13 protein-coding genes are annotated in these 11,441 nt (G+C 77.1%); 7 read left to right on the top strand and 6 right to left on the bottom strand.

From position 1 onward, the window contains the following. Positions 1-128 precede the first annotated feature (128 nt). Complete coding sequence (locus ACFUMH_RS16520; RefSeq protein WP_378208073.1) at positions 129-1,688, top strand: DNA polymerase IV; 1,560 nt, start codon at positions 129-131, stop codon at positions 1,686-1,688. Further along, positions 1,685-2,503 carry an endo alpha-1,4 polygalactosaminidase gene (locus ACFUMH_RS16515; protein ID WP_378208069.1) on the top strand — a complete coding sequence of 273 codons (819 nt, stop codon included), beginning with the start codon at positions 1,685-1,687 and terminating at the stop codon, positions 2,501-2,503. The genes ACFUMH_RS16520 and ACFUMH_RS16515 overlap by 4 nt, the downstream gene beginning before the upstream one ends. A 7-nt stretch (positions 2,504-2,510) precedes the next feature. On the opposite strand, the gene arsM is transcribed toward ACFUMH_RS16515, so the two are convergent. After that, complete coding sequence (arsM, locus tag ACFUMH_RS16510; protein WP_378208065.1) at positions 2,511-3,344, bottom strand: arsenite methyltransferase; 834 nt, start codon at positions 3,342-3,344, stop codon at positions 2,511-2,513. An 87-nt stretch (positions 3,345-3,431) separates the two neighbouring features. On the opposite strand from arsM, the gene ACFUMH_RS16505 reads away from it, so the two are divergent. Further along, the gene (locus ACFUMH_RS16505; protein WP_378208061.1) at positions 3,432-3,797 is read left to right on the top strand and encodes an ArsR/SmtB family transcription factor; all 366 of its coding nucleotides are present in this window, start codon (positions 3,432-3,434) and stop codon (positions 3,795-3,797) included. Next, positions 3,794-4,213 (top strand): arsenate reductase ArsC, encoded by a 420-nt coding sequence (locus ACFUMH_RS16500; RefSeq protein ID WP_378208056.1) that lies wholly within the window; start codon positions 3,794-3,796, stop codon positions 4,211-4,213. Before ACFUMH_RS16505 ends, ACFUMH_RS16500 begins: the two co-directional genes overlap by 4 nt. A 401-nt stretch (positions 4,214-4,614) precedes the next feature. Here the strand turns inward: ACFUMH_RS16500 and ACFUMH_RS16495 are convergent, their stop codons facing one another. Then, positions 4,615-5,292, bottom strand: coding sequence for a TetR/AcrR family transcriptional regulator (locus ACFUMH_RS16495; protein WP_378208053.1), 678 nt, complete (start codon positions 5,290-5,292; stop codon positions 4,615-4,617). A gap of 61 nt (positions 5,293-5,353) precedes the next feature. On the opposite strand from ACFUMH_RS16495, the gene ACFUMH_RS16490 reads away from it, so the two are divergent. Both ACFUMH_RS16490 and ACFUMH_RS16485 read left to right on the top strand, forming a co-directional pair. Then, positions 5,354-5,629 carry a DUF1905 domain-containing protein gene (locus ACFUMH_RS16490; protein WP_378208049.1) on the top strand — a complete coding sequence of 92 codons (276 nt, stop codon included), beginning with the start codon at positions 5,354-5,356 and terminating at the stop codon, positions 5,627-5,629. A 2-nt stretch (positions 5,630-5,631) separates the two neighbouring features. Beyond that, complete coding sequence (locus tag ACFUMH_RS16485; RefSeq protein WP_378208044.1) at positions 5,632-6,450, top strand: alpha/beta fold hydrolase; 819 nt, start codon at positions 5,632-5,634, stop codon at positions 6,448-6,450. A 32-nt stretch (positions 6,451-6,482) separates the two neighbouring features. Here ACFUMH_RS16485 and ACFUMH_RS16480 read toward each other — a convergent pair whose 3' ends face one another. The 4 genes from ACFUMH_RS16480 to ACFUMH_RS16465 form a co-directional block, all read right to left on the bottom strand. Next, entirely contained in the window at positions 6,483-7,358 is an 876-nt protein-coding gene (locus tag ACFUMH_RS16480; protein ID WP_378208041.1) for a VanZ family protein, read from the bottom strand. 109 nt (positions 7,359-7,467) lie between these two features. Continuing rightward, positions 7,468-8,232 (bottom strand): type I methionyl aminopeptidase, encoded by a 765-nt coding sequence (map, locus tag ACFUMH_RS16475; RefSeq protein ID WP_378208037.1) that lies wholly within the window; start codon positions 8,230-8,232, stop codon positions 7,468-7,470. A 263-nt stretch (positions 8,233-8,495) separates the two neighbouring features. Further along, positions 8,496-9,221 (bottom strand): flavodoxin family protein, encoded by a 726-nt coding sequence (locus ACFUMH_RS16470; RefSeq protein WP_378208032.1) that lies wholly within the window; start codon positions 9,219-9,221, stop codon positions 8,496-8,498. A 98-nt stretch (positions 9,222-9,319) separates the two neighbouring features. Further along, the gene (locus ACFUMH_RS16465) at positions 9,320-9,952 is read right to left on the bottom strand and encodes a GNAT family N-acetyltransferase (RefSeq protein WP_378208029.1); all 633 of its coding nucleotides are present in this window, start codon (positions 9,950-9,952) and stop codon (positions 9,320-9,322) included. A gap of 251 nt (positions 9,953-10,203) precedes the next feature. Here ACFUMH_RS16465 and ACFUMH_RS16460 point away from each other — a divergent pair, with 251 nt between their 5' ends. Continuing rightward, entirely contained in the window at positions 10,204-11,325 is a 1,122-nt protein-coding gene (locus ACFUMH_RS16460; RefSeq protein WP_378208025.1) for a hypothetical protein, read from the top strand. Positions 11,326-11,441: the final 116 nt, after the last annotated feature.

The raw sequence follows: 11,441 nt of genomic DNA, 5'->3' as shown, positions 1-11,441 counted from the left end.
GGGCCCCGGAACGCACGCCGGACCCCGTTCGCCGTGGACACCCTCTCGGCGGTGGCGTCGCGTCGTACGCCGCCCCGGCGGTGGCGTCCGTGCACCGGTGCGCCCGTGGCGGCGGGGAGGATGGGGGCGTGGACGGGCGGGGTGATCGGGCGCAGCGGCTGGTCGCGGCCGTGCGCATGCGCGACGCCGCCACGGTCATGCACCTCGACGCGGACGCGTTCTTCGCGGCGGTCGAGCAGCGCGACAAGCCGTCGCTGCGGGGAAAGCCGGTGCTCGTCGGGGGCGTCGGCGGGCGCGGCGTCGTGTCGACGGCGTCGTACGAGGCCCGGCGCGACGGCGCGCGGTCGGCGATGCCGATGGCGCGGGCGCGCCGGCTGAGCCCGGCCGCGGCGGTGCTGACGCCCCGGTTCGCCGCGTACTCGGCGTACTCGGCCGTGATCATGGGCGTGCTGCGCGAGCTGACGCCCGGCGTCGAGCCGCTGTCGATCGACGAGGCGTTCGCCGACCTCGCGCAGGCGGAGGGCGGCACACCCGAGCCGGAGGAGGCGGCGGCCCGCGTGCAGGCGCGCGTAGCAGACCTGACGGGCCTGACCGTCTCGGTCGGCGTGGGCCGCTCCAAGCTCGTCGCGAAGATCGCGTCCGACCTGCGCAAGCCCGCGGGCGTGGTGGTGGTGCGCCCGGAGGTCGAGGACGACGTCCTGCTGCCGCTCGAGGTGCGTGTCATCCCCGGCGTCGGGCCGGCGACCGCGGGCGCGCTCGAGCGGCTCGGCGTGCGCACGGTCGCGGACCTGCGCCGCCAGCCCCTCGACACGCTCACGATGACGCTCGGCGAGGCCAGTGGCACGCACCTGTACCTCATGGCGCGCGGCCTCGACGACCGGCCCGTCGTGGTGTCGACCGAGCGGAAGTCCGCCGGCGCGGAGCGCACGTTCGCGCACGACCTGTTCGGGCGCGAGGTCGTGCTCGCGGCGGTCGACGACGTCGTCGACGAGGCGCTGCAGCGGCTCGAGCGGCACGGCGGTGCGGCGCGCACGGTGGTCGCCAAGGTCCGGTACGGCGACTTCTCGACGGTGACGCGCTCGGTGACGTTCTCGCACCCGACGGCGTCCGCGGCGGACCTGCGCGACGCCGCGCGCCGCGCCACGCTCGCCGCCGGCATCGACACCCCGGTGCGGCTGCTCGGCGTCTCGTTCCACAACCTCGCGCCGCACGCGCAGCTCGCGCTCGACCTGCACGGGGACCTCGAGCAGCGGGACCTCGGGCAGCGGGGCGACGACGAGCCGGCCGGCGCCGCGACGCCGGACCTCCTCGACGGTCTCGACGCCGCCCCCGACGGTGCGGGGCGCGACGAGGCAGCGGACGACGAGGCGGCGGCGGACGACGGGTCAGGGAACGAGGCATCGAGGGTCGACCACCCGCCGGACGCCGTCCCGGCCGCGCCCGCGCCCCGGCTCCTCGACGTCACGAACGCACGCCCGGGCCTCGACGTCGAGCACGCCACCCTCGGGCGCGGCTGGGTGGTGCACGTGCGGGACCGCGAGGCGACCGTGCGGTTCGAGAAAGCGACGACGCCGCCGGCACGCTCGCGCGTGCTCGACCTCGACGCCGACCCGCTCGTGCTGGTGGAGCCGGTGGGCGTGACGCCGCCGGACGCCGTGCCGGCCGAGCTGCGCGGGACGTCGGCGTGAGGGCGTCCCGGGCAGCGGCGGCCGTCGCGGTCGTCGTCCTGCTCGCGGGCTGCGGGACGAGCTCCCCGGACGTCGTCCCCGACGTCACCCTCCCGCCGCCCGGTGTGCCGTTCGAGTACCAGCTCGGCGGCGCTGACGCCCCGGACGCGGCGACGCGGGTCGTCGTCCGCGACGCCACCGCGCCCCCGGCCGGCCGGTACGACGTCTGCTACGTCAACGGCTTCCAGAGCCAGCCGGGCGACACGGACCGCCTGCTGCGCGCGACGCCGGAGCTCGTGCTGCACGACGACGGCGTCCCGGTGCGTGACCCCGCGTGGCCGGACGAGGTCCTGCTCGACGTGTCGACGCCCGCGCTGCGCGACCGGCTCGCCGCCGAGCTCGTCGGCCCCCTGGTCGACCGCTGCGCGGCTGCCGGGTACGACGCGGTCGAGGTCGACAACCTCGACTCGTGGACGCGCGCGCACGGGTTGCTCGACGCCGACGACGCGGTCGCGTTCACCGCTCTCCTCGTCGAGCACGCGCACGCCCGCGGCCTCGCCTACGCGCAGAAGAACGCCGTCGACGTGACCGCGCGCGTGCGCGCCGCGGGTGCCGACCTCGTCGTCGCGGAGGACTGCGCCCGCTGGGACGAGTGCGCCGCATACGCCGACGCGTACCCCGTGGTGCTCGACGTGGAGTACGACGCCGACGCGTTCGCCGCGGTGTGCGCGGCGCAGCGCGACCCGGCGACGGCCCTGCTCGGCCTGTCGGTCGTGCTGCGCGACCTCGACGTGCTGCCGCGCGGCGCCGACGACGCCGTCCACGGGACCTGCTGAGGCACGTTCACGCCCCGGCGTCGGCGGGCCTGCGCGCACGCACCACCGCGCCGTGCATCCCGTCGGCGACGGCGTGCGTCGGCTCGACCCGCACGTCGACGAACCCCGCCGCGGTCAGGCCGTCGACGTACTCGGACATCGACAGCGCCCCCGCGACGCACCCGACGTGGCTGCCGCGGGCGGCGCGGTCGGCGGGCGTGAGGTGGTCGTCGGCGACGACGTCGGAGATGCCGAGCCGCCCGCCGGGCACGAGCACGCGGTACGCCTCCGCGAGCACGGCCGCCTTGTCGGGCGACAGGTTGACGACGCAGTTGGAGACGACGACGTCGACGCTCGTGTCGGGCAGCGGCAGGTCCTCGATGGTGCCGCGGTGGAACGCCACGTTCGTCGCGCCGGCCTCGGCGGCGTTGCGGCGGGCGAGGTCGAGCATCTCCTCGGTCATGTCGACGCCGTGCACGAACCCGGTGGGCCCGACGCGGCGGGCGGACAGGAGCACGTCGATGCCGCCGCCGGACCCCAGGTCGAGCACGCGGTCCCCGGGTCGCAGGTCGGCGACGGCGGTCGGGTTCCCGCAGCCGAGGCTCGCGCGGACGGCGGTGCTCGGCAGGCCGGTCAGGTCGGTGGCGTCGTAGAGCCCGGCGCCGAAGACGGTGCTCCCGGTGGCGTCGCCTGGGGCGGCGGCGGCGCCGGCGCCGCACGTGCCGCCGCAGCAGCCGTCCGACGCACCGGCGTCGGCGCCGTCGCCCTGCGTCGCCGCGGTCGCGGCCTCGGCGTAGCGCCGCCGCACGAGCTCGTGCACGTCGTCCGTGGCGGGGGTCGCGGGGTCGGTCGGGGTGGTCATGTCTCCTCCACTCATCGATGAACTTCGATGTGTGCACCTTGGCGCATCACATCGACAGGCGTCAATGGGTCGTGCCACGATGTCCCCGTGCCGACCGCCCTGCCCCTCGCCGCCGCCGACGCGTGCTGCGGCACCGGCGCGCCCGGCCTCGACGCCGACGCCGCCCGCGACGCCGCGCGCACGTTCAAGGCCCTGGGCGACCCGACCCGCGTGCGCCTGCTCTCGCTGATCGCGGCGCAGGAGACGGGCGAGGCGTGCGTCTGCGACCTCACCGGCCCCGTCGGGCTGTCGCAGCCGACCGTGTCCCACCACATGGCCACGCTCGCCGAGGCGGGCCTCGTGACCCGTGAGCAGCGCGGCCGGTGGGCGTACTTCCGCGTCGCGCCGGGCGCGCACGACCTCGTCGCCGGCGCCCTCGCCGCGACGCTCGGACCCGCCGGAGGAGCCCGATGACCACGCGCACGCCGTCCGTCCTCTTCGTCTGCGTGCACAACGCGGGCCGCTCCCAGATGGCCGCGGGGTTCGTGCGCGCGCTGTCCGGCGGCGCCGTCGAGGTCCGGTCCGCCGGGTCGCTGCCGGCGGACCGGGTCAACCCCGTCGCCGTCGAGGCGATGCGCGAGGTCGGCGTCGACCTGACCGGCGAGCAGCCGAAGGTGCTGACCGCCGAGGCGGTGGAGGCGTCGGACGTCGTCGTGACGATGGGCTGCGGCGACGTCTGCCCGTTCTACCCGGGGGTCCGGTACGAGGACTGGGCGCTCGACGACCCCGCAGGCCAGGGCATCGAGGCGGTGCGGCCCATCCGGGACGCGATCCGCGCGCGCGTCGTCGCGCTGCTGGCGTCGCTGGAGGTGCCGGTCCGCACGCCGTGACGGCGACCGGGGCCGCCGCGTGACGGCTCGCGCTCCCCGTGGCGGCAGCCCGGGGCTCGGCCGCGGGCGAGCCCGCGCCTGCGACGTCGGCCGGGTGACGAGGTGCGGCCCGGCGGGGCGGTGACCGCGTCGAGCGCGCCGTCAGGGGCGGCCCGGACGGACACGGCGGCCGAGGGCCCGACCGTCGCACGCGCCTACCTCGTCGGCGCCGGACGGGTCCCTTCTTCTCTCGGGCGTACGCATCACGTACGCACAGCGGGCGTACGGCCGCGAGAAGGGGCCCCGCCCCGCCCCGGCGCGCGCAGGGAGACACGCCGGCGCCACCGCGAGCCGGTCCCGCACGACCCGACGCAGCCGACCGACGCGGTCGACCGACGCGGTTGACCGACGCGCCCGACCCGTCAGGCCGGCCCTACCGCGTCCCTCACCCCCGTCACGGCGCCCACCAGCGCGGCCACGACCGCCGACGCCCCCGCGTCCCGCTCCGCGCGCGGCAGCGACCGCAGCGGGCCGAGCGCGGCGAGCGTCGCGTACCCGTGCACGCCGGACCAGCAGGTCAGCGCGGCGCCCTCCACCGCGTCGGCAGCGAGCCGCCCCTCGCCGACGAGCCGCGCGAGCGCGTCCTGCAGCTGGTGGTACGGCGACCGCCCGCCGGCGCCCGCCGCGGCCGGGTCGTCGACCTCGGCCATGTCGTCCATCGCGAACAGCGCGACCTCGAACAGCCCCGGCTCGTCGAGCGCGAAGCGCACGTACCCCTCGCCCACGGCCCGCAGCGCCGTGGCGCCGTCGGTGGCGGCCACGGCGCCGTCACTCGCGGCCCCGGCGCCGTCGGCGGCCCCCGCAAGCGTCTCCTCCACGGTCCGCGCCATCGCGGCGAGCGCGACGCGGGCGACGGCCCGCAGCAGGGCGTCGCGGTCGGCGACGTGCCGGTAGGCGGCCCGCGGCGTGACCCCGACCCGTCGCGTCACCTCGCGCAGGACGACGGCCGACGCCCCCGCCTCGCGGGCGAGCGCGACGCCGGCGTCGACGAGCGCGGCACCGAGGTCGCCGTGGTGGTAGCTGCCCCTTGCCGTCGCCATGCGCCGAAGTCTACGGTGTGGACATCGCCGCATGTACACACCGTGGACATTAGGAGTCGCCATGACCGTCCCGCTCGACCACGCCTTCACCGCGCCGCTCGAGAAGGACGGCGCGTTCGACACCTTCCTGACCGTCCCGGACTCGCAGCACGTGCTGGGCACCGGCCGGGCCGTCAAGGTCGCGGGCACGCTCGACGGCACGCCGTTCGAGGCGACGCTCATGCCCTCCGGCAGCGGCCCGCACTGGCTGCCGCTGCGCAAGGCGCTGCGCGCGGCCATCGGCAAGGACGCCGCCGGCGACGAGGTCGCCGTCCACCTCACCGCGCGGCGGAGCTGACCGTGGCCGCCACCGTGACCGCCGACGTGCGCACCCTCGACGTCCCCGGGGCCCGCCTCACCTACGAGGTGCGCGGCACGGGACCGCTCCTGCTGCTCGTCGGCTCGCCCATGGGCGCCCTCTACTTCACGGACGCCGCCGACGCGCTCGCCGAGGACTTCACGGTCGTCACGCACGACCCGCGCGGCATCGGCCGCAGCACGGTCGACGACCCCGCGCAGGACTCCACGCCCGAGCTCCGCGCCGACGACGTGGCCGCGCTGCTCGACGCGCTCGACGCCCCCGCCGCCGACGTCCTCGGCTCCAGCGGCGGCGCGGTGACGGCGCTGGCGCTCGCGCAGCACCACCCCGGCCGCGTCGGCACGCTGGTGGCGCACGAGCCACCGCTGCTCGACCTGCTGCCGGACGCGGCGGTCCACCACGCGCGCACCGCGCTGGTCGTGCAGACGTTCCACGAGCACGGCGTCGACGCCGCGTGGGGCGCGTTCGCCGGGACGGTCGGGTGGGAGGACGACGCCGAGGGCCCGCCCGCGATGGGCGACGAGGAGCAGCTGGCACGCGACGGCGCCCGGTTCTTCGCGCACGAGCTGACGTGGACGACCACGTGGGTCCCGGACGTCGCGCGGGTGCGCGCCGGCACCGGCCGCGTCGTCGTCGGGGTCGGCGAGGAGTCCGGCGCGCTGGAGACCGCCGCGACCTCCGCCGCCCTCGCCACGCTGCTCGGCGTGCCGGTCACGGCGTTCCCCGGCGAGCACACCGGCTTCCTCGAGCGGCCCCGCGCGTTCGCCGACCGCCTGCGCACGGTCCTGTCGGCGCCCTGACGCGGGGGGGGGGTCGTCCCGGCCCGCGGGACCTAGTCGCGCATCACCCAGACCCGGACGTCCGTCCCGTCGACGGCGTACAGCTCCACCGGGCGGTCGACGGCGTCGGGCGCCGGGTCCTCGCCGGGACGCACGACGCCGACCTCCCACGTGCCGTCCGTCCGCGCCAGCACGAGGGCACGCCGCGGCCCGGCGTCGCGCGGGACGGACGAGCTGCCGCCGTCGAGCAGCACGCACACGGACCCGTCCGGACCGGCGTACGCGCTCGCGCCCGCGGGCAGCGACGTCACCGCGCCCGCCGGCGGCTCGTCGCACGCGTCCAGGAGCACCGTCGAGGGCGCGGTCGCGGTCGACGCCACGACCCACGCGACGAGCGCCGCCGCGAGCGCACCCGGCACGAGGCGCCGCGGACGCGGCGGCACGGGCCGGCGCACGGCCGCGAGGACCGCCCCCGTCACCGCGAGCCCCAGCAGCCCGCCGACCGTGTTGAGCAGCAGGTCGTTGACGTCGAACGCGCGCCACGGCCACCCGACGAGCGCGGACACCGCGAGCTGCCCCGTCTCGACGACCACGGTCACCGCCACGCACGCGACCAGCAGGGCCTCGTACCGCCACCGGACCACCAGCGGCAGCAGCAGCCCGAAGGGGACCGTCATGAGCACGTTGCGCTGCGCCTCCCAGCCGCCGAGCAGGTCCGGGCGGTGCAGCGTGAGCTCGTACGCGACGCCCGACCCGCGCGCCGGCATCCCGAGGGGCAGCGGCAGGAACGCGGCGCCGGCCAGCACGACGAGGTAGAGGCCGAACGCCACACGTGCCGCGCGGCGCGGCGGGGCGGCGGCGGCGCGGCGCGCGTCGGCGGGGTCGCCGGGCCGGCGGTGCGGCCGGAGGGGCTGCTGGAGATCCGTCACGTCGGCATCGTCGCCCGGGCGGCGGCGCACCCGCGTCCGCCCGGGGTCTCCCGCGCCGTCCCCCCGTCGTCGGACGTCGACGCCACCTTTCGGCGCGCGCCGGGTGGCGTCAGCCGCGCGCCGTGAGGACGACCGGGCCGTCCTTCGTCACCGCGACCGTGTGCTCCGCGTGGGCCGCGAGGGAGCCGTCGGCGGTGCGGATGGTCCAGCCGTCGTCGTCCACCTCGTACCCGTCGCCGCCGGCCATGAACCACGGCTCGATGGCGATGACGAGGCCCGGCTTGAGCTTCTCGCCGGTGCCGCGGCGGCCGAGGTTCGGCACGTGGGGGTCCTCGTGCATGGTCCGCCCGACGCCGTGCCCGCCGAAGTCGCCGTTGATCCCGTAGCCGGCGTCGCGCCCGATGCGGCCGATCGCCGCGGACACGTCGCCCATGCGCCCGCCCGCGACGGCGGCGGCGATGCCCGCGTCAAGGGCCTGCTCGGTCGCCGCGATGAGGCGCTGCGCCTCGGGCGTCTGCGTGCCCAGCTGGAACGTGAGGGCCGAGTCGCACACCCAGCCGTTCAGCTCGGCGGCGAAGTCGATGCTCACGACGTCGCCGTCCTCGAGCACGCGGTCCGACGGCAGCCCGTGCAGCGCGTGGTCGTTGACGGACGTGCAGAGGACGCCCGGGTACGGCATGGCCCCGAAGCTGGGGTGGTAGCCGAGGTACACCGAGCGGGCGCCGGCCTCGTCGATGAGGCGGTGCGCGTGCGCGTCGAGGTCCTGCGTCGTCATGCCGACGCGCGCGTTCTCGCGCAGCGACGTCAGGACGTGGGCGACGAAGCGGCCGGCGGGCCGCATCTCCTCGATCTCGGCGGGCTTCTTGAGGGGCACGTCCCCACCATCTCATCCGCCCGGCGCCGCGGGCGGGCGGGGGAGCCCGTCCGTGCCCGGGCAGGCAACAGCCCGTGGGGTGGACCCTCCTCGGGAGGGTCCCGCCGCGATGGACGATGTCGCGGCACCCACGGGCTGCGGTGACTGCCGGGGATTCGCTCGCCGCCCGGTCAGGGGGTCCTGACGGGGTGCGGGCGGACCTCGGAGTCCGTCCGATGCCTCGGGCGACTAGCGGGCAGTCACCTCACGCGTCCAAGAAGACTTCATGTCTCGGACCACCTCCTTCCCGTGTACCTCGACCGTACGACGCGTCGGCGCGGGTGCCAAGGTTTTTCGCCGACGGCGAGCACGCGCGATCGCGGCACGCGGCGGCCCGGGGCGCCCAGGTCACGCGGCGAGGCGCTCCGCGACGTGGATCGCGCGCCGTGCGAGGTGGTCGAGCGCGTCGAGCTGGGGGTCGCCCAGCGGGGCGTCGTTCTCGGCGCCGTCGCGTGGGAGACGCCGTACGGGTTGCCGTCGACGAACTTCACCGGGTCGGTGTACCCGGGGGTCACGACGATCCCGCCCCAGTGCATGACGGTCGTGTACAGCGACAGGAGCGTGACCTCCTGACCGCCGTGCGCCGTCTGCGAGGCCGTGAACGCCGCGTACACCTTGTCCGCGAGGCGCCCCTCCGACCACAGCGGCCCCGTCGTGTCGAGCAGCTGCTGGAGCTGGCTCGCGACGTTGCCGTACCGCGTCGGCGAGCCGAGCAGGACGACGTCGGCCCAGTCGAGGTCGTCCGGCTCCGCGACCGGCTCCCCGGCCACGGCGTCGACGTGCGCCCGCCACTCCGGCCGGGAGTCGATCGCGGCCTGCGGCGCGATCTCGCGCACGTGCCGGCGGCGGACCTCGGCTCCGGCGTCGGTCGCCGTCCGCTCCAGCCGCTCGGCCATCGCCTGCAGGGTGCCCGTCGCCGAGTAGTAGACGATCGCGACCTTGACGCTCATCGGTGCCCTCCCCGGGGCTCGGGTGCCGTGCCCCGCGCACGCCGCGCGAGCACGGCGTCGATCGTCACCCGGGCTCGCCCCGCCCGCACCCGCGCGACTCAGCCGGCAGACGTGCGCTCCGTCGCGGGCGCGCGCCACATGCCCACCGGCGCCGTGCCGGCCAGCCCCTGCACGGGCGCGGTCTCGACGAACCCGTGCCGCTGGTACAGGCGCCGGTTCCGGGGCGTCGACGACTCGAGGTAGGCCGGCGCGCCGGCCGCGTCCACGGCGGCCAGCCGCGCGGTCAGCAGCGCGGCGCCGACGCCCAGCCCGCGCGCGGCGACGGGCACGCCGATCTCCTGCAGGTACCAGTGCGGGCGGTCCGGGCGGTGCCGCTCGAGCACGTGCTGGACCCGCGCCGCGCGCAGCACCCCGCGCACGCCGTCCACCCGCAGGAACACCGGCAGGTGCGGCAGCTCCGCGGCCAGTCCGCGCCCGGCGCCGGGCGCCTGCCACACGGCGGCCCCGAGCACGTCCGCGGCCCCCGCACGGCGCGCGACGTCGACCGTGCCCGCCGCGCCGGGCCCCGACCGCACGATGCCGTCGAAGAGGTGGCGCAGCCGCTCGCGCCGCACCGCACCGGCCGGGCCGCCGACGACCACGGCGAGGACCGGGTCGTCCTCGAACGCCTCGGCCAGCACGTCGACCACCGCACCGAGGTCGGCGGGTGCGGCGGGCGTCACGACGATCACGGGAGCTCCTGGGCCGGGGGCCCCAGCGTACGGAGGGGTGCGCGGCGGCGCTGTCACAGCCCCTCCGACCGCGCGGGCCGCCCCGCACGAACGGGACGTCGGACGGCGCAGCCGACCTGACCCTTTCGGGTGAGTTGTGGGTGGGATCTGCACGGTTGTCCGAATACGCCCTATTGTCCGGAGCGGCCGACGGCGTGACCGTGCGACCCCGGCCTCCGTCCCCCGTCCCACGGTCTGTGGAGTCACCCCTCGTGAAGCGTCATCACCTCCCCCTCGTCCTCCTCACCGCCGGTGCGCTCCTCGTCGCACCGGCCGCCGCGGCGTCCGCCACCGGCGACGGCGACCGCGGCTGGCACGCCAGCACCTGGCACGGCAAGCCCGGCAAGGGCGAGACCGGGAAGCCGGGCAAGGGCCCGTCCAAGCCCGGCAAGCCCGAGCTCTGCGGCGGCTGGAAGGCCGGCCAGGTCATCCCGTGGGACGCCTACACGTGCGACAAGGCGACCGGCTACTTCCTGTACGAGAAGAAGGACGCGCGCCGCAACGCCGGCTGGTCCAACAGCACCCGGCAGCACCGCGTCGCCCTGCACCCCGTGTGGGCGTGGCCGACGGCCGACGACCGCCAGCGCCACGAGGCGTCCTCCTCGCTCCCCCGCAGCTACGAGGTCGTGCCGCTCGTCCTCGACGCCACGGACACCGCCGCGGTCTGCGCCGAGCCCGGCGCGTACGGCCTGCAGGTCGACCTCGTGGGCAACGGCATCGCCGGCCGCACGCTCGACCTCGCGTCGGCGGTCCCGACGGTCATCACGCCCCCCGACGGCGGCTTCCACGTGAAGAACACGCTCGCGTTCTACGGCCACTACGACGTCGCCGAGCTGCTGGACCTCGACGCGCTGTGCGCCCCGGCCGTGCCGCCGGTGCCGGTCCCGACGACCCCGGCGCCCGAGCCCACGACGCCGGCCCCCGCGCCCACCACCCCGGCGCCCGTTCCGACGACGCCCGCGCCGGAGCCCACCACGCCCGCCCCGGCGCCGACCACGCCGGCCCCGGTCCCGACGCCGGAGCCGACCGACGACGTCGCGGAGGAGCCGGCCGAGACGCCGGCCCCCGTCCCGACGCCGACCGCCGACGTCTCCGCCGCGCCGCAGCCGACGGCCACGCCGGCCCCGGCCGCCGCCGCGCCCACGCCGTCCCCGTCGGTCACGGAGCGCGCCGAGGTCCTCGCGGCCACGGACGACGCGCCCCGCAACCGCGGCCAGGTGCTCGCCGCGACCGGCACGTCGGCCCTCGTCGGCCTGCTGGCCGCCGTCGGTGCCGTCGCCATCGGTGCCGTCCTGATGATCCTGCGTCGCCGCGGTCGCACGACCGAGGCCTGACGCACCGACGTCCGCGACGGACGGGGTCGAGACCAGCGCCCCGTCCGGCCTCGGACAGCATCGCCGTCCCCCTCCCCCCCGAGGACGGCATGACCCGTGCGGCCCGTCGCTCCTGT

Source organism: Cellulomonas sp. NPDC057328 (assembly GCF_042667215.1).
Lineage (GTDB): Bacteria > Actinomycetota > Actinomycetes > Actinomycetales > Cellulomonadaceae > Cellulomonas.
The sequence above is the reverse complement of the archived record's forward strand: the minus strand, read 5'-3'. Positions and strand labels throughout refer to the sequence as shown.

What these genes read in the sequence shown, in the direction of transcription:
- ACFUMH_RS16490 (WP_378208049.1), top strand. Translation starts at nt 5,354, where the DNA reads ATGACCGTCCCGCTCGACCACGCCTTCACCGCGCCGCTCGAGAAGGAC.
- ACFUMH_RS16495 (WP_378208053.1), bottom strand. Translation starts at nt 5,292, where the DNA reads ATGGCGACGGCAAGGGGCAGCTACCACCACGGCGACCTCGGTGCCGCG.
- ACFUMH_RS16500 (WP_378208056.1), top strand. Translation starts at nt 3,794, where the DNA reads ATGACCACGCGCACGCCGTCCGTCCTCTTCGTCTGCGTGCACAACGCG.
- ACFUMH_RS16470 (WP_378208032.1), bottom strand. Translation starts at nt 9,221, where the DNA reads ATGAGCGTCAAGGTCGCGATCGTCTACTACTCGGCGACGGGCACCCTG.
- arsM (WP_378208065.1), bottom strand. Translation starts at nt 3,344, where the DNA reads ATGACCACCCCGACCGACCCCGCGACCCCCGCCACGGACGACGTGCAC.